This is a genomic window from Marinobacter pelagius (assembly GCF_900114925.1).
GTDB classification, from domain to species: Bacteria; Pseudomonadota; Gammaproteobacteria; order Pseudomonadales; family Oleiphilaceae; genus Marinobacter; species Marinobacter pelagius.
Window position 1 is genome coordinate 773,637 of sequence record NZ_FOUR01000001.1, and the last position, 18,936, is coordinate 792,572.

General features: G+C 60.1%; 21 protein-coding genes and 1 tRNA gene. 13 read left to right on the forward strand and 9 right to left on the reverse strand.

Annotated features, from left to right (window positions below; translation table 11 throughout):
* Positions 1-363 precede the first annotated feature (363 nt).
* The 4 genes from BM254_RS03480 to BM254_RS03495 are packed head-to-tail and all read left to right on the forward strand — an operon-like array spanning position 364 to position 4,334.
* Positions 364-933, forward strand: a complete 570-nt coding sequence (locus BM254_RS03480; protein WP_091998673.1) for a TMEM165/GDT1 family protein — start codon at positions 364-366, stop codon at positions 931-933.
* A gap of 50 nt (positions 934-983) precedes the next feature.
* On the forward strand, positions 984-2,033 hold the full coding sequence (locus BM254_RS03485) for a L,D-transpeptidase family protein (protein WP_091998676.1): 1,050 nt from the start codon (positions 984-986) through the stop codon (positions 2,031-2,033).
* Between the two features lie 22 nt (positions 2,034-2,055).
* Positions 2,056-3,513: an NfeD family protein gene (locus BM254_RS03490; RefSeq protein WP_091998679.1), complete on the forward strand. Its 1,458-nt coding sequence runs from the start codon at positions 2,056-2,058 to the stop codon at positions 3,511-3,513.
* Between the two features lie 38 nt (positions 3,514-3,551).
* Complete coding sequence (locus BM254_RS03495; protein ID WP_091998682.1) at positions 3,552-4,334, forward strand: slipin family protein; 783 nt, start codon at positions 3,552-3,554, stop codon at positions 4,332-4,334.
* Between the two features lie 107 nt (positions 4,335-4,441).
* Here the strand turns inward: BM254_RS03495 and BM254_RS03500 are convergent, their stop codons facing one another.
* The 3 genes from BM254_RS03500 to BM254_RS03510 form a co-directional block, all read right to left on the reverse strand.
* Positions 4,442-4,720, reverse strand: a complete 279-nt coding sequence (locus BM254_RS03500; protein ID WP_091998685.1) for an Lpp/OprI family alanine-zipper lipoprotein — start codon at positions 4,718-4,720, stop codon at positions 4,442-4,444.
* A 202-nt stretch (positions 4,721-4,922) separates the two neighbouring features.
* Positions 4,923-5,483 carry a L,D-transpeptidase family protein gene (locus BM254_RS03505; protein ID WP_091998688.1) on the reverse strand — a complete coding sequence of 187 codons (561 nt, stop codon included), beginning with the start codon at positions 5,481-5,483 and terminating at the stop codon, positions 4,923-4,925.
* Between the two features lie 108 nt (positions 5,484-5,591).
* Entirely contained in the window at positions 5,592-7,316 is a 1,725-nt protein-coding gene (locus BM254_RS03510; RefSeq protein WP_091998691.1) for a potassium/proton antiporter, read from the reverse strand.
* A gap of 71 nt (positions 7,317-7,387) precedes the next feature.
* Here BM254_RS03510 and BM254_RS03515 point away from each other — a divergent pair.
* Positions 7,388-7,461 (forward strand) — tRNA-Gly (locus tag BM254_RS03515).
* A gap of 26 nt (positions 7,462-7,487) precedes the next feature.
* Here the strand turns inward: BM254_RS03515 and BM254_RS03520 are convergent.
* Positions 7,488-8,798, reverse strand: a complete 1,311-nt coding sequence (locus BM254_RS03520; protein ID WP_091998694.1) for an NAD(P)/FAD-dependent oxidoreductase — start codon at positions 8,796-8,798, stop codon at positions 7,488-7,490.
* Positions 8,799-9,039: 241 nt separating this feature from the next.
* On the opposite strand from BM254_RS03520, the gene BM254_RS03525 reads away from it, so the two are divergent.
* Positions 9,040-9,600, forward strand: coding sequence for an LOG family protein (locus BM254_RS03525; RefSeq protein ID WP_091998697.1), 561 nt, complete (start codon positions 9,040-9,042; stop codon positions 9,598-9,600).
* Between the two features lie 38 nt (positions 9,601-9,638).
* The gene (locus BM254_RS03530; RefSeq protein WP_091998700.1) at positions 9,639-11,027 is read left to right on the forward strand and encodes an alanine/glycine:cation symporter family protein; all 1,389 of its coding nucleotides are present in this window, start codon (positions 9,639-9,641) and stop codon (positions 11,025-11,027) included.
* 35 nt (positions 11,028-11,062) lie between these two features.
* On the opposite strand, the gene BM254_RS03535 is transcribed toward BM254_RS03530, so the two are convergent.
* Complete coding sequence (locus tag BM254_RS03535) at positions 11,063-11,245, reverse strand: hypothetical protein (protein WP_091998702.1); 183 nt, start codon at positions 11,243-11,245, stop codon at positions 11,063-11,065.
* A 90-nt stretch (positions 11,246-11,335) separates the two neighbouring features.
* Complete coding sequence (locus tag BM254_RS03540) at positions 11,336-11,779, reverse strand: ankyrin repeat domain-containing protein (protein ID WP_091998704.1); 444 nt, start codon at positions 11,777-11,779, stop codon at positions 11,336-11,338.
* Positions 11,780-11,955: 176 nt separating this feature from the next.
* On the opposite strand from BM254_RS03540, the gene BM254_RS03545 reads away from it, so the two are divergent.
* Together BM254_RS03545 and BM254_RS03550 are read left to right on the forward strand one after the other, a co-directional pair.
* Entirely contained in the window at positions 11,956-12,579 is a 624-nt protein-coding gene (locus BM254_RS03545; protein WP_091998707.1) for a YbhB/YbcL family Raf kinase inhibitor-like protein, read from the forward strand.
* Positions 12,580-12,690: 111 nt separating this feature from the next.
* Positions 12,691-13,542: a UDP-2,3-diacylglucosamine diphosphatase gene (locus tag BM254_RS03550; protein WP_091998709.1), complete on the forward strand. Its 852-nt coding sequence runs from the start codon at positions 12,691-12,693 to the stop codon at positions 13,540-13,542.
* Here the strand turns inward: BM254_RS03550 and BM254_RS17730 are convergent.
* Positions 13,531-13,683: a hypothetical protein gene (locus BM254_RS17730; RefSeq protein ID WP_175497195.1), complete on the reverse strand. Its 153-nt coding sequence runs from the start codon at positions 13,681-13,683 to the stop codon at positions 13,531-13,533. The two genes, BM254_RS03550 and BM254_RS17730, sit on opposite strands and share 12 nt — an antisense overlap.
* 137 nt (positions 13,684-13,820) lie before the next feature.
* A complete protein-coding gene (locus tag BM254_RS03555) occupies positions 13,821-14,423 on the reverse strand; it encodes a TetR/AcrR family transcriptional regulator (RefSeq protein WP_091998712.1) in 603 nt (200 codons plus the stop codon).
* Between the two features lie 113 nt (positions 14,424-14,536).
* Here BM254_RS03555 and BM254_RS03560 point away from each other — a divergent pair, with 113 nt between their 5' ends.
* From BM254_RS03560 to BM254_RS03575, 4 genes are all read left to right on the forward strand, one after another.
* Entirely contained in the window at positions 14,537-15,091 is a 555-nt protein-coding gene (locus BM254_RS03560) for a carboxymuconolactone decarboxylase family protein (RefSeq protein WP_091998715.1), read from the forward strand.
* Positions 15,092-15,255: 164 nt separating this feature from the next.
* Positions 15,256-16,215, forward strand: coding sequence for a sulfurtransferase (locus BM254_RS03565; protein WP_091998718.1), 960 nt, complete (start codon positions 15,256-15,258; stop codon positions 16,213-16,215).
* A gap of 23 nt (positions 16,216-16,238) precedes the next feature.
* Complete coding sequence (locus tag BM254_RS03570; protein WP_091998720.1) at positions 16,239-17,453, forward strand: YeeE/YedE family protein; 1,215 nt, start codon at positions 16,239-16,241, stop codon at positions 17,451-17,453.
* 14 nt (positions 17,454-17,467) lie between these two features.
* Positions 17,468-17,662, forward strand: coding sequence for a hypothetical protein (locus BM254_RS03575; protein ID WP_091998723.1), 195 nt, complete (start codon positions 17,468-17,470; stop codon positions 17,660-17,662).
* Here BM254_RS03575 and BM254_RS03580 read toward each other — a convergent pair.
* Entirely contained in the window at positions 17,648-18,838 is a 1,191-nt protein-coding gene (locus BM254_RS03580) for an ADP-ribosylglycohydrolase family protein (RefSeq protein WP_091998727.1), read from the reverse strand. The genes BM254_RS03575 and BM254_RS03580 overlap by 15 nt on opposite strands.
* Between the last annotated feature and the right edge of the window lie 98 nt (positions 18,839-18,936).

An 18,936-nucleotide genomic window follows, 5' to 3' on the forward strand; every position in this document is an offset into this window, starting at 1 on the left:
CCCGAAGGGCGCGGCGCTGGGGACCCTGACCGGTGTTGCCAGCACTTGATGTGGAACCACCACACCTGCGCACTGGCGCCTTGGCCAGGGTCCCCAGCGCCACGCAGTAGGTCAGCGAATTAACCAGACGGGACACTAGTTGCGATGTCGGCCTTAATTGGCTAGCATGCACCCTCCTTCAGGGGAGTAGCCTCCGTGCCGGAAGATCCGGCCGGACGGTGGTCAACATACTTGGGGCTCAATCTCCATGGCCACCGTGTCCCGCGTTCGCAATGCAGGGATTGGCAAGACCTGAGGCAGATCACCTCCAAGGGCGGAAGGTGGGCTGTCTCATGTCTTGGATATCCGCCCTGGAGTTGTTTGATGGATGCCTTTCTCGCCTCTACCGCTGCCGTTGCCATTGCCGAAATCGGCGACAAGACCCAGCTGCTTTCCCTGTTCCTCGTGGCCCGCTATGCCAAGCGCACCCCGATCATCCTCGGTATCCTGATCGCCACCATCCTCAATCACGCCCTCTCGGCCTGGCTGGGCGCCTGGATTGCCAGCTTCATTCCGGAAGCCTGGTTGCCGTGGATCCTGGCCGGAAGCTTCGTCGCCATTGCCCTGTGGCTGCTGATACCGGACAAGGATGACAGCGAGGATTCCAAGTTTCTGGGGCTGGGCGCGTTCACGGCCACCACCATCATGTTTTTCCTCGCGGAGATCGGCGACAAGACCCAGGTGGCCACGGTTGTGCTGGCGGCGAAGTTTACCGACACATTCTGGGTTATCATTGGGACAACCGTGGGGATGTTGCTGGCCAACATACCGGTTATTATGGCCGGTCGCTGGTTGATGGAGCGGATGCCCCTGGCAACGGCGAGAATCAGTGCCAGCGTCCTGTTTGTTCTACTGGCGACGGTAACCGTCTGGACTACGGCCATGAACTCCTGATTAGGTTTACTGTCACCGTTAGCGTGCACACTGAATTTCGGAACAGAATTATGCGGTTTGGAAAGTATTGGAACATTCTGGCGCTGCTGGTTGCCCTTGCGATCACCCCGGCAATGGCGGCGACAGATGCCGCTTCGGACAAAGAGTCTGAAGCCGAGCCTGACCGGAGCCCGCGGGTCCCCACCTTCGAGCTCAGGGGTGATCTCGCCGGTGAGCTGCAGGCTTTTACCACCCGCTACGAGGATACCTTTGCCAACCTCGGAAACCGGCTGGCGCTGGGTTATCTGGAGCTGGTGAAGGCCAATCCCGGCGTGGATCCCTGGCTGCCTGGCGAAGGTACCACCATCACCCTGCCCCGCCAGTATGTGATTCCGGACGAGGCCCGCCGCAAGGGTATCGTGATCAACCTGGCGGAGTACCGTCTGTATTACTTTACCGGGGATGGCGGTGTGCAGGTCTATCCGGTCGGGGTAGGTACCGAGGAGAATCCCTCGCCCCTCACCGATGCCCAAGTGACCATGCCGCTGGAGTCGCCGGCCTGGTATCCGCCGGCCAGTATCCGTGCGGAGTACGAGGCCAATGGTGAATACCTGCCCAAGATGATCCCGCCCGGCCCCGGCAACCCGCTGGGCACCCACGCCCTGTTGCTCAGTGAAAAGGGCTATCTTATCCATGGCACCAACAAGCGTTTCGGGGTCGGTATGGCGGTCAGCCATGGCTGTTTCCGGATGTACAACGAGGATATCTCCCGGTTTATCTACCAGGTGGACAAGGGAACACCGGTCCAGGTGATCCGCGATCCGGTCAAGATCGGTATATCCGGAGGTGAGATCTGGCTCGAGGTTCACCGCCCGGGTGAGGATTATCCCCGTGAAGATCGGGACGAGCTCTGGCAACGGGTCTTCGCGGAGGTCGAGGCGTTCCGTGAGCGGAACCCGGCGGTGGAAGTGAATCGCCGTGCCATCGAACTGGCAGTGGACCAGGCGGATGGAATTCCCACCATGATCGGTGAGCAGCTCACCCAGGTTGCCACTGATGAGAGTGCCGGGGAGGAATCCCCTGAAACAGGGAGTGAGCCGGAGCAGAAACTCTACTTCTGATGACTGACAAGGGGGACGTGCCATGCAAGGGAAGCAAGCCATCAGAGCCGGAAAGTCCCGGCGCCTGAATCTGTTCGCGGCGGTCTTCCTCCTCGGGACTTTGCTCGCCGGAATTTCCCTCTCGCACCAGTTGCTTGCCCAGAATAGTCCGGACCGGGCCCTGGTACTTACCGTCCAGGGAGCCATTGGTCCGGCGACCATGGACTATGTGACCCGGGGTATCCGGCGCGCAGAGACCGAAGGCATGGGGCTCGTCGTCATCGAGATGGATACGCCGGGCGGTCTGATGAACTCAATGCGGGAAATCATCAAGACCATCCTCGCCTCCGAGGTGCCGGTGGCAACCTATGTGTCCCCCCAGGGCGCACGGGCTGCCAGTGCCGGCACCTACATCCTCTACGGCAGTCACATCGCCGCCATGGCCCCGGCCACCAATCTTGGCTCGGCGACACCGGTCCAGATGGGAGGGATTCCCGGGACCGAACCCACGGAGCAGCCCTCCGAACCGCAGGAATCAGAGCAGGCGCCCGAATCGGAGGGTACGGCGGATGAACAGGAAGACAGCAAGCGCCGGGGCGAAACCGCCATGGAGCGCAAGGTCCTGGAAGATGCGGTCAGCTATATCCGGGGTCTGGCGGAGCGCCATGGCCGCAACGCCGACTGGGCCGAACAGGCCGTGCGGGAGGCGGTCAACCTGGGTGCTGCCGAGGCCCTGGAGCGCAACGTCATCGACGTGGTGGCACCCAACCTGCGGGATCTGTTGCAACAGATCGATGGCCGTACCGTTCGAATGGCCTCCGGTGACCGGACCCTGAGCACGGCGGATCTGGAACTCGTGCGGGCGGAACCGGACTGGCGAACCAACCTGCTGTCGGTCATCACCGATCCGAACGTGGCCTACTTCCTGATGATCATCGGCTTCTACGGCATCATCTTCGAGCTGGCCAATCCCGGTGCCATCGTCCCTGGCGTCATCGGCGCCATCAGCTTGATCCTCGCCCTTTTCGCCTTCCAGGTGCTGTCGGTGAACTACGCCGGCCTGGCGCTGATCATGTTTGGACTCGCCTTTATTGTCGGCGAGGCTTTCATGCCGAGTTTCGGAATGCTGGGGGTCGGGGGCATCGTCGCCTTTGTCGCCGGTTCGGTGATCCTGATGGACGGCAGTCACCGGGATATCTCATTACCCACCATCGGGGGTACCGCGATCGTGGCGGCGGGCTTCATTCTCTGGACGGTAACCCGTTTCATCGGTCTGCGACGCAGGCACCCGGTCAGCGGTTCGGAGCAGCTGACCCACGAACAGGGTGAAGCACTGGATACCTTCACCCGGGACCACGAGCACTACACTGGTCATGTGCGTATCAGTGGTGAGCGCTGGAATGCCCGCAGCGGGCAGCCGGTAACGACCGGTGATCGTGTGCGGGTCACCGGCATCGAAGGTTTGACGGTAACCGTCGAGGTCCTCGAAGACGAAGGCTGACCCGGCGTTCAACAGTTCACGGCAAACAAGGAGGCCGTATGATTGGTGATCTGATTCCCTATCTCGCACCCACGGTGGTGTTACTGCTGATCCTCGGATCGGCGATCAAGATCCTGCCCGAGTACGAGCGGGGCGTGGTGTTCTTCCTGGGGCGCTTCCAGGGCGTCAAAGGGCCTGGCCTGATCATTGTCATCCCCGGAATCCAGCAGATTGTCAGGGTGGATCTGAGGGTCATTGTGCTGGATGTTCCCAGCCAGGATGTGATTTCCAAGGACAACGTGACGGTACGGGTGAATGCGGTGCTCTATTTCCGTGTGGTGGACCCGGAGCGGGCCATCATTCGGGTCGAGGACTTCAATTCAGCCACCAGCCAGCTGGCCCAGACCACCCTGCGTTCGGTGCTTGGCAAACACGACCTGGACGAGATGCTTTCGGAGCGTGACAAGCTCAACGCCGATATCCAGGAGATTATCGATGCCCAGACCGAGGAATGGGGCATCAAGGTGGCCAATGTGGAGATCAAGCACGTGGACCTGAACGAGTCCATGATCCGCGCCATTGCCCGTCAGGCCGAGGCTGAGCGTGAGCGCCGGGCCAAGGTGATTCATGCCGAGGGTGAGTTGCAGGCGTCGAAGAAGCTGGTGGAAGCCGCCGAGGTAATGTCCGCCAACTCCGGGGCCATGCAGTTGCGCTATCTGCAGACGCTGGCCGACATGAGTAGCAGCAACTCCTCCACCATCGTGTTCCCGTTGCCGATGGATATGATGAAGACGTTCATGGAGAAGCAGGTGAAGACGCAGCCCTCTGGTGAGCAGGGCTGATCTGAAAATGGGGTCAGAAGAAGGCTTTCTTCTGACCCCGTCTTACCTAACGGTCAGGCACAAAAAAAGGCCGGGAATCCCGGCCTTTTTCAGCATAACCGAGCCAATTACTTCTGGCTGGCGCTTTCCAGCATGCGCTTGGCACGCTCGTTGGCTTCGTCTGCAGCTTGCTGGGCTGCGCGGGCAGCGGCCAGGGCTTCTTCTGCAGTCTGCTGTGCAGTGCGTGCGTCAGAAGCAGCGCTGTTGGCAGTGTTCAGTGCGTTCTCAGCGGTCTGCTCTGCAGAAGTTGCAGTAGCATTGGCCTCGTCGATGGCAGCCTGGTTGCTGGCACAGCCGGCAGTCAGAGCAGTAGCCATTGCAAACCCAGCGATCATCAGTTTACGCATAGTAAATCCCCTTATTGGTCGTTTTATGTCCTGAGTCTCGGAAGTGAGTATAGACCACTTCCTGTAAAACCGGGTCCGACAGAAGATCTTTTTCCGTCGGAGTCGTTAAACAGTGTAAAACACTCCGAGACAAAATGTTAACTAAGGATACGCAAAATTTCTTAGCTTATGACAACAACTTAATCGTGGTGTCATGCCTTATTCACGGAAGAATGCGGATCCGGGTTCCATTGGAGACCAATTGCCAGATCTCATCCATGGCTTCGTTGGTGACGGCAATGCAGCCGTCGGTCCAGTCCAGACCGACATAGGCAAAGGCCATGTCGCCGGCTTCGTTGGGCAGGCCGTGGATCATGATGCTGCCGCCGGGATCGAGGCCCCAGGCCTCGGCCAGTTCGCGGTCCCGCGGGCTGGGGTAGGAGATATGAATGGACTTGTAGAAATCGCTCTGGTGATTGCGCCAGTCCAGGACGTATTCACCCTCCGGTGTGCGCTCATCACCCTCGTAGAGCTTGTGACCTTCGGGATTGTCGCCAAGCGAGATGCGGTAACTGCGAACAATGTCCTCACCGTCCAGCAAATAGAGCCGGCGTTCGGCTTTTTTCACCAGCACTTCGCTGATGTCGAAACGGTCCGCGTTGAACGATTGTGGGTCGGGCATCCGAACGTCTGCCTTCGCAAGCAGATCCGAGGCACTGGCAGTCCCTGACCCCAGCAGCATAACGATAAATAGACAACGGCAGACGTTTCGAAGCAAACCCATAACCCTGACTTACCAAACATTAATATTTCTGCAGCGCCGTTTATATCATAGCTCAGGGTGAGGCTGTTAAGGGGTTTTGTTAAGTTTTATAGCCATCCCTTTCCTCGGTCAGTCATTTTGTGACCTGTCCATCTTCATACCCACCTTGGTGACCCGGTCGGCTTCTGTCGCCCGGGCAACCAGGGTAACCGGGCCCAGGGTCACGGTATCGCCGACAACCGGATGCCCCTTGGTTCGACGGGAGAAGCACTCCGTCAGGGTGATGTCCGGCGACAGTTCATCGAACTCGATGCCATAGACCTGCTCAACATCCCCGAGCAGCGCGTCTCCGTTCAGTACGAAATCCCCGAAGAAGGCCCGTTCGGCCAGGTACTCCGGCGCATGCCGGCCGCTGAGAGCCTTGCCCAGCTCCGGAAGCACGCCGGGAGTGGCAAACATGGCCACCATATCGCCGCTGGAGACTTCCAGGTCCGCCTTCGGCTGCAGGCAGACACGGTTACGGAACACACCGGCCACCGCGGTATTGGCCGGAAACCGCAGCTGGCCGAGGCGCCGTGGCGTTTCCCAGTTCTTGCCGCGCAGGGGAAACAGCATCAATTCGTGGTCGCCGGCGGCGGGAGCGTCGAGGGGCAGGCGACGGTAGGGGTCGTCGCTGGCGGGCACTTCCAGCCGGAGCTTGCGGGCCAGGGGCGCCATGGTGGTGCCCTGGACCACCAGGGAGACCAGCACGATAAAGAACGCGGCATGGAAGACCTGCTGGGCCTCCGGCAGGTCGGCGATGATCGGAAACAGCGCCAGGACGATCGGCACCGCCCCTCTCAGACCGACCCAGCCGATAAAGCCGAGCTCGCGACGCTTGAAGCCGAAAGGCCAGAGGGTGGCAAAGACAGTGGCCGGCCGGATGACAAAGATCAGCGCCAGAGCCAGGATCAGGCCGCTCCCGGCCAGGGGCAGCAGCTCTGAGGGCGAGACCAGCAGGCCGAGCATCAGGAACAGGCACAGCTGGGCCAGCCAGGCCAGGCCGTCGTGGACCTGCAGGATCATCGGCATCATGCGCACCGGCCGGTTACCGATCACCACGCCGGTCAGGTAGATGGCCAGGAAGCCGGAACCACCCAGGGCGTTGGTGGCAGAGAACACGGATATCCCGGCGGCGGCTACCAGGAGGGGATACAGGGATGGGGTCAGGCGGATACGGTTGGCCAGCTCCACCACGGCAAAGCCCCCCGCCAGGCCAGCAATACCGCCGATGCCGAATTGCTTGATCAGCATCAGCAAAGCCGACCAGGTGGCGCCCGCCCCCTCGTTGCCGATCAGGGTAACCAGCAAAAGGGTCAGGAAAATGGCCATGGGATCGTTACTGCCGGACTCGATCTCCAGGGTGGCGCTGACCCGTTCGTTCAGGTGCAACCCCCGGCCCTGAAGCAGCGAGAACACCGCTGCGGCGTCGGTGGAGGAGATGATGGCGCCAATGAGCAGGGCGGTCAGCCATTCCAGGTCAAACACCCAGCGGGCGACCACGGCCGCTCCGGCGGCGGTCAGGAAGACGCCGAGGGTGGCCAGCACCAGCGCCGGACGCAGCCCCACCCGGAAGGTTTCCGCCCGGGTGCGCATGCCGCCATCGAGCAGGATCACTCCGAGGGCCAGGTTGGCTATCAGGAAGGCCAGTTCGAAATTATCGAATTCGATGCCACCGGGGCCGTCCTCGCCCATCATCATGCCCACCACCAGGAAGATCAGCAGCACCGGCATGCCGACGCGGCTGGACAGCGGGCTGAGCACAATGCTGATCACCAGCATCAGGGCTCCGACTAGGGTGAGAGTGGGATCCATTCAATCTCCAGACACAAGGCTTGCCCAAAAGCGGGCCGTCCGCTTATATTTCACTCGCGGCCAACGCAAATGCGGGTGTAGTTCAATGGTAGAACGGCAGCTTCCCAAGCTGCATACGAGGGTTCGATTCCCTTCACCCGCTCCACCAGCTTTCCCTGGCCGGTTTTCCCTTCAGTGTAGTTTCAGACGCGGGTGCATGGCACGGCTGATTTTATCCATCAGCCAGATGATGCCTGTCCGTACAAACCCGTGCAGAGCGACCTGGTGCATACGGTACAGGGAGACATAGAACAGCCTGGCCACCTTGCCCTCGATGTACATGCTGCGCCCGGATAAATTGCCCATCAGGTTGCCAACCGTGGTGTAGCGGCTGAAATTGATCAGCGAGCCATGGTCGTTGTACACGAAGGGCTCATCGGCTTTGCCTTCCAGACGGTTGCACAGGGTCTTGAACAGGGCGTCCGCCTGCTGGTGGGCGGCCTGGGCCCGGGGTGGCACCGGGCGATCGGAATCCGGCTGCGGGCAGGCGGCGCAATCCCCGAGGGCGAAGATATCCACATCCTGCGTGGTCTGGAGCGTCTGTTCCACAACCAGCTGGTTGCTCCGATTGACCTCCAGCCCGTCCAGCTCGGCGAGGAAAGCGGGCGCCTTGATCCCGGCGGCCCAGATGGTCATTTCCGATGGCAGTTCGGTGCCGTCCTTCATGATGATGCTGTGTTCCCGGACTTCGCTCACCGGCTGTCCGGTCAGCACCTGAACGTGCTGGCGCTCCAGTTCCCGGGTGGCTGCCGCGGAGAGCCTGCCGGGCAGGGCGGGCAGGATCCGGTCGGCTGCCTCGATCACGGAAATGGAGACGTCGGAGGGCTTGAGGTGGTTCATGCCGTAGACCGGCAATTCGCGGGACGCCAGGCGCAACTCCGCGGCAAGTTCCACCCCGGTGGCGCCGGCACCGATAATGCTGATGTTGAGGGTGTGCTCATGGCCCTGGAGCGCTTCGTGGTTCTTGCGCAGAAAGGCGTTCAGCATCAGGTTGTGGAACCGCCGGGCCTGTTTCAGGCTGTCCAGGAACAGGCAGTGCTCCTGGGCGCCGGGGGTGCCAAAATCATTGGCGGTGCTGCCGACGGCGATCACCAGGGTGTCGTAGCTGATCGTGCGGGCCGGCACCACTTCCCGGCCCTCTTCGTCATGAAACGGGGCAATGACCAGCTCTTTGGCCTTGCGGTCGAGCCCGCTCATGCGTCCAAGCTGGAATTCGTAGTGATGTTTCCGGGCATGGGCGCGGTAGTTGATCTCGTTGGCGCTGGCGTCCAGGGAGCCGGAGGCGACTTCGTGCAGAAGGGGTTTCCAGACATGGGTGAGGCCGGCATCGACCAGGGTAATCCGGGCCTTGCGCTTCTTGCCCAGCTTGTTGCCGAGGCTGGTGACCAGCTCCAGACCGCCGGCACCGCCGCCGACCACCACGATATGAGGAAGGTTATCCATAACAATCAGACCTTGAAGTGAAGAGAGCCAAGCACTCTTGCGACCAAAAGTGCTTGGCTGTCCTCACTGGGAAAGGCATCGTTAAAGGTAGGGTGCTAATGCTGCCGAAGTAATACTAACTCGGAGCTGGTCGCCGGCACAATTGCACTGAAGGAGGGTTTACCTCCCCCAAACATTTAACTGCTTTGGTTGAACGCCCATACTATGGAGCATTTCACCAGTCAGAATACGGGAGATGTCGATGAAAGTGGCGGTTTATTGCGGGTCCAGACCCGGCAACAGTTCGGTGTTTGTGGACAAGGCCAGGGAACTGGGCACCTGGTTTGGCAGCCATGGCATTGATGTGGTTTTCGGTGGCGGCCACGTCGGTTTGATGGGTATCGTGGCCGATGCCACCCTGGCGGCCGGTGGCCGGGTCTATGGCGTGATTCCCGAGAGCCTGAGGGACCGGGAGCTGGCCCATGACCGCCTGACCGAACTGCATGTGGTTCGTGATATGCACCAGCGCAAGGCCCGGATGGCGGAGCTGGCGGATGGTTTCCTTGCCCTGCCCGGCGGTATCGGAACCCTGGAAGAGCTGTTCGAGGCGTGGACCTGGGGCCAGCTGGGTTTTCATCAGAAGCCCTGTGGCCTGTATAACATCAACGGCTTCTACGACCCGCTGCTGGCAATGGTGCAGACCATGCAGGAAAACGGCTTCCTGAACCAGGAATACATCGACATGATCATCCGGGCGGAAACGCCGGAGGCGGTGGTTGAAGCCTTCGGCAACTACCGGCCACCCCACGAGAAATGGACCTGAGGGTGACACGGCAATAGTTCGGGCAGGGATGGCGTAGAATGCAGGAACTGGTTGATCAGATCGGAGCGATTATCTGGGGGCCACTGACCATCCTGTTGCTGGTGGGTACCGGTCTCTACCTGAGCATACGGCTGCGTTTCATCCAGCTCCTTCGGCTCGGGCTGTCCATGCGCATCATGAGCGGCCGCGATGCCGAGAAGTCCCAGGTCGGGGAGTTGAGTCATTTCTCGGCCCTGACCGTTGCCCTGTCCGCGGCCATCGGTAATGGCAACATCGCCGGGGTGGCTACCGCCATTGCTCTCGGTGGGCCCGGCGCTATCTTCTGGATGTGGGTGACCGCAGTGGTGGGCATGGCCACGGTGTTTGCCAGCACCACCCTGGCTCTCAAGTTTCGTCACTACGATCCGGAAACCGGCTATGCCGGCGGCCCGATGTATTACATCGAGCGTGGGTTGGGCCCGAAGTGGAAACCCCTGGCCCAGTTCTTTGCCCTGTGCGCGATCATTGCTGCCTACGGCACCGGCAATATGGTCGAGGCCAACTCGGTAGCTGACACTATGGAGTTTTCCCTGCGGGATATCATTGGTTACGAGCCTTCGGAAAACCGGGTGCTCGGGGTCAAACTGGGCATTGGCGTCGTCTATGGATTGCTGATCTGGATGGTCATTGTCGGCGGCATCCGGCGCATCGGTTCGGTGGTCTCCCGCCTGGTCCCCCTGATGTTCGTGATCTATGTGGGCAGTGCGCTGGTGGTGCTTGGCCTGAACGCAGAGGCTATCCCGGGCGCCTTCGTCCAGATCATTTCCGATGCCTTTACCGGCACCGCGGCCACCGGCGGATTTGCGGGCGCGGCCGTGATGACCACCATCCAGTTCGGAGTGGCCCGTGGCGTGTTCAGTAACGAGGCCGGTCTGGGCACCACGCCTATTGCCATGGCGGCGACCCGTGTCGACGAGCCGGTGCGGGCGGGACTGGTGGCCATGAACGGCCCCCTGTTCGACACCCTGGTGGTTTGCACCATCACGGCGCTGGTGATTGTCACGACCGGTGTCTGGACCACCGGTGTCAGCGGTTCGGAGCTGACCACCATGGCGTTCAATGCCGCCGTCCCGGATCTTGGCAAGCTGGCCGTTACCGTGTCGCTGCTGTTCTTCTCGTTCTCCAGTGTGGTGGGCTGGAGTTACTACGGGGACAGGGGGACCGGCTACCTGTTCGGTAACAAGTCCGTACGGCTGTACCGCAACCTGTTCTGTCTGCTGCTGCCGGTGGGGGCGGTGATGGATCTTGAGCTGGTCTGGGCGTTGTGTGATATCGCCAACGGGCTGATGGCGGTGCCCAACCTCATTGCGATCCTGTTGCTGTCGCCGCTGGTGATCCGGCTCACCAGGGACTACTTCCTCCGCCGGACAGCGGATGCGGCACTCTGACGCCGATCATCAGAGCGCCGGTGGGGCATCCGGAATCAGCTGTTTTCCTCGCCCCGGGCCTTCTTGAGTTCATCCAGCTTCTCGTGCAGCAGTTTCTCCAGCTTGATCAGCTGCTCACGATTCTTCTCGTTGGGCTTGTTGGTATACAGATCCACGTAGGTCTGGGTCACCGAACTCAGAATCGGATGCAGCTTCTTGTAGTCTTCTTCGTCACTCATACTCGCTCTCCTCGATGTGGGCTTTCTGATAGTAACTATGGTTGATCTGGCGTCATGATCAAGGGTATTTGCCCGAGGGTTTGACCCCGGTCATCCCGTGAGCCGGGCAGCCAGTCGCTGCCCCGCTTCCGTGGCGCCATGAGCTTGTGCCAGATCCAGGGCGCTGGCCCCATCGGTATCGGCCGCCCGGGGATCGGCGCCGGCCTCCAGCAGAAGCTCCAAGACCTCCAGTTGATTGGCCATGGCCGCCGACATCAGCGGCGTACGCAGTTGGTCGTTGGCAAGGTTGGGGTTGGCGCCCTTCTCCAGCAGGAGGCGGACGGTCTCGAGGCGCGCGTGTTTGGTGGCCAGCATCAGCAGGCTGTCGCCGTCACTGGTGCGTATGTCCACGGGCACGCCGGCTTCCAGCAGTGGCCGGAGCATCCGGGTACCGCCGTTACGGGCGAGATCAAACAGCCCCTGGGCAAGGGCAATGGCGTCCTCGTCCTTCTGGTTTTCGGGTGGTTGCGGACTGCCGGGTTTCTGGTCGCTCATGGTGACCTGGGTCTCCGTCGGTTGGGGCGTGGTTATGGCGGAACGTGGCATCGGCTGTCGTCTGCTAATCTGGACATAGGGTCGACACCACTGTTAAAACCGTTTGTATCAAAGATCTGGTCACGGATTGGCAAAATCAACCAGGTCGAGGTCAATTATCAACAGGAGGCATTGCTGTGAAACTGCAGGTCCGAGGTATTGAAGAAGGTCAGCCGATTCCGGAGAAATTTGCATTCGGCGTCTACAGCGAAGAGGACCACATGAGCTTTGGTCCGAACAGGAACCCCGAGATTACCTGGGAGGATGCCCCTGAAGGAACCAAAAGCTTTGTGGTCATGATGTTTGATCCGGATGTGCCAAGCGTGGCGGACGACGTGAACCAGGAGGGCAAAACTGTTTCAAAGGATTTGCCGCGGGTGGATTTCTTCCACTGGCTGCTGGTGGACATTCCCGCCAATGTGAACCGGATTCCCGAGGGGGAGGACAGCGATGGCGTCAGCCCGAAGGGCAAGGACCATGGCCCCGGCCCCATTGGTGTTCGTGGCGTCAATAACTACACCCAGTTCCTGGCCGGCAATCCGGACATGGCCGGTACCTACGCCGGTTACGATGGTCCCTGCCCGCCCTGGAACGACGAGATTATCCATCATTACCAGTTCGAGGTTCATGCACTGGATGTGGAGAGCCTGGGTCTTGAGGGTGAGTTTGATGGCAATGATGTCAGGCAAGCCATGAAAGGCCATGTTCTCGACAGTGCCCGGGTAACGGGAACCTACACCCTGAATCCGGATCTCCGGTAACGCCTCCCCGGTAACCAAACTGTCTTGCGGGCGTCACCCGGTTGTCACCGGAGCTTGCCATGGTTGTCTCAAGGACACCTGACTGCAAGCTCCGGCGAAACGGGAGGCACCGTGCGACAATATCGCAGTGTATTCATTTCCGATGTCCACCTGGGAACGGCCGACTGCCAGGCCGAGTACCTGCTGGATTTTCTGCACAACATCCGGTGCGAGACCCTCTACCTCGTCGGCGATATTGTCGATCTCATCGCCATGCAGCGGCGCTCTCACTTCCCGGATTCACACCGCAAGGTTATCCACAAGCTGATCGATCTGGCCGCCTCCGGCACCCGTGTGGTCTACATACCCGGCAATCACGATGAGTTCTTCCGGCGTTTCTGTGGCCAGACCCTGTCCGGTATCGAATTGAACTACAAAGCCGTCCATACCACCGCCGATGGCCGGCAGTTCCTGGTGTGTCATGGAGACCAGTTTGACCAGGTGGTGCGTTGCAGCCCGCTGATGCTGCTGGTCGGTGACCGTGCCCACGGCCTGTTACTGCGTCTGAACCGCTGGTTCAATGCCCTGCGCCGACTGCAGGGCAAGCCGTACTGGTCACTGGCTGCCTGGGTGAAAAGCCGGATCGGCAGGGCGCGTACCTTCATCCGTCGGTTCGAGCTGGCGGCGCTGACGGTGGCGGAAAAGGGTCATTACGACGGCTTTATCTGTGGCCACATTCATTCCGCAGGATTTCTGCGCAGTGAGGACGGGCTGTACTGCAATGACGGTGACTGGGTGGAGCACTGCACGGCGCTGGTGGAGCAGGAGAATGGCAAGCTGCAATTGCTGCACTGGTCCGAGTCCCCCTCTGTTCTGGCGGTGGAGCCGGATGCGCCCCATCCCGAAGTGTGCGGTGATGCCCGGCCAGTGCTGGACAGCGTTCCGGCCGGGTTTGTGGAGCAGGTGAATCGCCTAGCCAGCTGAGCCGTGGTCTTCATCCCCCGGGCTTTGCAGGCAGGTTGCCTTGTTGCCGCATTCGATATCTTCCTTGCTGACCCCTTCAGCCTGGGCGGTTGCGCCCATGGCGAAAGCGAACAGGATACCGATCAAGGTAAGGATTCTCATGGTTGTGTCCTCCGTGTTGCGGATTTGCCGCCTCCCGTGCAAGAACGCACGAGGCGGTGTTCACAACATGGACACATGAGAGCAGAGAGCGTTACAGAGCTACTCGAAGATTGGCTGCTTATTTTCAGGGTCCGGGCTCAGTCCGCACGATAGGCGTCGAGAATCCTCGCCATATCATCACCCAGGGTTTCCAGCTCATCATCAGGGAGGTTGCGCTCGGCGATGGAGCGTAACCCCATGATCTGGCTTTGCAATAGCCGGGCAAGGCGCCCGGGATCGACGGATTCCCTCAGTTCACCCTGTTCTCTGGCCTGCTCAAGCAAGTCCGAGAAGGACTGCTCTATCGCGCCCAGAATCGCCTGCGCCTGTTCGGACAGCCCCGCGTGGGTATTGCTGGATTCGAGAAGTGTCTTGACGATCAGACAGGCACGGGAGGGTGCAACGCCTTTTTTGGTACAGCCCTGCGCAATCCTGCGGAGATAGTCCTTTAGTCCTTCGATGATGGAATCGTAACCGGCCATGTGCTCGGCCAGCTCCGCGCCGCCCGCTTCGGCATAGCGGGTGAGGGCTTCCGAATACAGACCATCCTTGCTGCCAAAGGTGGCGTAGATGCTGCCGGGCCGCATATCCAGGGCCTGCTCGATCTGCTTCATCGAACTGCCATGGTAGCCCTTTTCCCAGAACAGGCTGACGGCCCTCGCGAGGGCGGATTCCCGATTATAACTTGGAGGTCTGGGCATACCGATACCATCTACCGTTACTTTGAATGTTCGCTCAATTATATCTTGAATGACTGCTCAATAACAGTTAGTCTCGTTGTTGTTGAGCAAACATTCAAAAACGGAGATACACCATGGCTGATTTCAAGTTGCATGACATCGAATCTGCTCCGGAAGGCGCCAAGCCACTTCTGGAGAAGTCGCAAAAAGGTTTCGGCATGATTCCCAGCCTGCACGCAGTAATGGCGGAATCCCCCCAGGTGCTGGATGCGTATCAGAAGCTGCATCAGCTGGTGCTGGACAGCAGTTTCGATAATGAAGAGAAAACCGTGGTCTGGCAGACCATCAATGTCGAAAATGCCTGCCATTACTGCGTGCCGGCACATACCGGCATCGCCAAGATGATGGAAGTATCTGATGACATCATCGAGCCGCTGCGTAACGAGACGCCGCTTCCCAACGAAAAGCTCGAAGCGCTTCGAGACTTCACCCTGGCGGTGATGCGCAAGCAGGGCAACGTCAGCGAGGAAGACCTGGATGCTTTCTTCAAGGCAGGCTACGGTCACCGGCAGGTACTGGACGTCATCCTGACCCTGTCCCAGAAGACCATGAGCAACTACATCAACCACATTGCCCAGACGCCGGTTGATGAGCCGTTCAAGAAGTTCGCCTGGAGCAAAAACCAGTAAACCGCCGGTTCAGGCCGCGTGGTCGATTCCACGCGGCGCTGGCTTTTGAGTGGAAATTTTTCTCATTTGCATAGTTCTAAAAAATATAGATAGTCCTATTTTAATAACGCCAATCGTAAATCATAATAATCATTCAAAATTAATCTCCCTTTGGAGGTGCGCCCATGATTCGTTTGGCGACATTATCAATTCTGTTTCTGTTCAGCGCCTTCTGCTACGGCGCCAAGGCCCAGGTGTCAGCCCTGGTCGACGCTGCCTGGTTGAATGACCGTCTGGGCGATGACCAGCTGGTGGTTCTGGATGTTCGCTCCGGCATTGATAACGGTGGTGATCGGAGCAGCTTCCAGCAAGGGCACATTCCCGGCTCTGTCTATAGCAGCTACACCAATGATGGCTGGCGGGAAACCCGGGACGGCGTGACCGGCCTCATGCCGCCGGTCCGTTCCCTGGAACGCCTGATTGGCGGCCTGGGCATTACCAATAACACGACGGTGGTTGTCGTGCCCGCCGGAACCGGGGTGACCGATTTCGGTAGTGCGGCCCGGGTCTACTGGACCTTCCGGGTTTTAGGCCATGACGCGGTAACGATTCTCAACGGTGGCTTGGCCGGCTGGAAGGCGGCGAGCTATGACGTTGCCACGGGCGATGGCGCACGCCTGCCGGTGGCACAGTTCGAGGGCGAGCTTCAGGAACCTCTCCTGGCGAGCCTTGAGGAGGTCCAGCAGGCCCGTGAAACCCAGGCGCAGCTGGTAGACGCCCGCCCGGCGGATTATTTCCGGGGCGAGACCAAGTCGCCGGCGGCCAAAGCACCCGGCACCATTCCCGGTTCCCGGAACCTGCCCCATGACTCGTTCATCAACCAGCAGGACCAGGTGTTCTATCTGAACCGGCAAGCGATTACCGAAAAGGTAAACACAGCCGAGCTGGACCCCGGTGCCCGCACCATTGCCTTCTGCAACACCGGACACTGGGCCGCCACCGACTGGTTCGTGCTGAGCGAACTGGCGGGTTTCGAGGAAGTGGCACTGTACGACGGCTCCATGGCGGAATGGTCCCAGGACAGTGACCGCCCGATGCAGGTGGCGAAAAAAGGCCTCAGCAAACTGCTGGACCTGTTTAACTGATTGCCTGATTGAGTGGAAACGTGATGACTGATTCTGCAGTTCTTCAGCCGGATCTCCAACAACCACCCTGGCAGGTGGACCGGTTTATTGTTTCGACGGCACTGGCGGGCTTCGCTCTGCTGGGTGGACTGATCTGGCTGGAAACGGCCCCCTTCATGGTGGTGCTGTTTGTGGTAGGCACCGTGCTGGGTATGGCCCTGTATCACGGTGCCTTTGGCTTTACCGCCGGCTGGCGCAATCTGGTAGTCAAGAAACGCGGCGCCGGTATGCGTGCTCAGCTGCTGCTGTTCGCAGTGAGTTCACTGATCATGGTGCCCATGCTCCACAGCGGCCAGGCAGGACTGGTGGGTGCCGTAGCACCGGTAGGTACTTCGCTGGTGGTGGGCTCCTTCCTGTTCGGCATCGGTATGCAGCTGGGGGGTGGTTGTGGTTCCGGTACCCTGTTCACCGTGGGTGCTGGCAACATTCGCATGGTGGTCACGCTGGTCTTTTTCATTGCCGGTGCCGTGCTCGGCTCCATCCACCTGCCCTGGTGGCTGGATCAGCCCGGGTTCGATCCGGTACCACTGGTGAACAGCTTTGGTGTGACCGGAGCCATTCTGGTCCAGTTTATCGGGCTCGGGCTGGTTGCCTGGTGGGTGAATCGTATTGAACGCAAGGCCCACGGCTCTATCGAGCGGGACGAACTGCTTTGGAAAAGTCAGGGCCACGGGGTGCTTCGAACCCTGGTCAGTGGCCGCTGGCCGTTCACCTGGGCAATCCTGATCCTGGCCGCCGGCAATGCCTTGACCCTGGCCATCGGCGGTGCCCCCTGGAGCATTACCTTCGCCTTCAACGTCTGGGGTGCCAAGGCTCTGGAAGTGGTGGGCGTCAATATGGCCCAGTTCGAGTTCTGGACCTGGGATTACCCCGCCATGGCCCTGAAGGATTCGGTGCTGACCAACATTCCCTCGGTGATGAACTTCGGTCTGCTGCTTGGCGCCATGCTGGCGGCGGGTCTGGCCAACCGTTTCAACGAGGCCAGCCGTAACCGGCCGGAAGGTCGCCAGTTCCTGGCCGCCGTGGTGGGTGGCTTGCTGCTGGGTTATGGTGCCCGGCTGGGCTTCGGCTGCAATATCGGCGCGCTGTTCTCAGGTATTGCCTCAGCCAGCCTGCATGCATGGATCTGGTTTGCCTGCGCGTTTGCCGGCTCGCTGATCGGAATCCGGCTCCGGCCGTGGTTCCGGCTGCCAAACTGATGCGGGAGGATAGGATGAACAAAGCCTACAGTCGTACCCGCATCGTGGTCATGCTCGGGGTGATTCTGGCATTGATCATGGCGGATCATCTCGGCAGCCCGACCTTTGCGTTCAATTCCGGTCAGGGCAACGTGGAAACTGCCTTGATGCAGCGGGATGAAACCGCCTGTGCGCCCTGCGGGGCGCCTTGCCCCTCAACGCGAGACTGACCAGGACCCGTTAACCATAGTTTCAATATCCCGGAGGATCGCAGGCGCATGGGTGACCCGCGCCAGCCAGCTAAGAGGGATGCCGCGCTCACCGCCGACTCCGTGTAAGGCAGCCATTGCCGGGCCGATAATCCAGGCCCGGCCACAGGAATCGCCGCCGCAGTGAATATTGGCGCGAATGGCCTCTGTATAACTTCTGGCGCGGGTCAGAATATGGAAGATCACCGGCATGGCTTCATGCAGGTAGCAGGTGCGGCCGAAAGTGTCGCCGGCTTGTATCGCATCCAGTGATGAACCGGACTGGGCCCTGGCCAGGCTTGCCTGGTCCGGAGCTTCGGCTTTGGCCGTTTCCAGGGCCGCCGACATCGACTCGCCCCGGAAAAGAAGATCCAGAAGCCGCGCCGCGCATTTTGCCCAGGCCACCGCTTCGTCATTGTGATTGGTGACCCGGACAGCGGCTTCGGTCAGCTCCATCAATCGATCACTGCCGCAATAACTGGCCACCAGGGGCGGCAGTTTGGATACCGCGGGCAGTTGCATGTCGTTGGCGCCGCTTTCCGGCAATAGGTGCTGGTCGATGGTTTCAGCGAGGTAAACGCCCGCTTCCTGAACCTCCGATTCATGGTAGGTCAGGTCGATGGCCCTGCGAACCGGATCCGCCAGTTGCTCGCCACTCAGGCGCCGGGTGTAGGGCAGTACCTTCTGCACCAGTATCCGCCTTTGTTGATCGGTCAATTCGGCCCTGACGGTTGATTGGGCCTGTTTAATGGCTTCCTGCTCAATGGTGTTCAGGTTGTTCAGGGTGACCCGCGTCGGGTTGTCGATGTAGCCCTGCCATTGACCACCAGGCCCGAAGTACGCCCGAAAGCGGCGCTGGTAATCGCGGATATCCAGCCTGCCCTCGTTTGCCAGCAGGCTGTCGGTCAGTACCCCGGTGGCCGCCCCGTAATGACTGACATCGCCAACCTGTTTGCCCTCATGGGCGAAGTAACCGAATCCGCCTTTGAAATAATCGTCATCCGGAGGCAGGAATTCCGGTGATTCACCGCCTACTTCCAGAATGCGTGCGCTGTCATACAACCAGTGCAGACCAAGGCTGGCTGCATCCGCGACCCAGCCTCCGGCCAGGGCGGCGATAACGTCAGGTTTTCTGTCGTTGGGCAGGGCGTCGGTCATGCATTGCACTCATATTAGATGCCGATTGGTTTTCCAAATTGGTGTAATAGTTCCGGAATTCATGTGTCTCTTTCCTGACCGCCCCTTCGGGCGGCAAC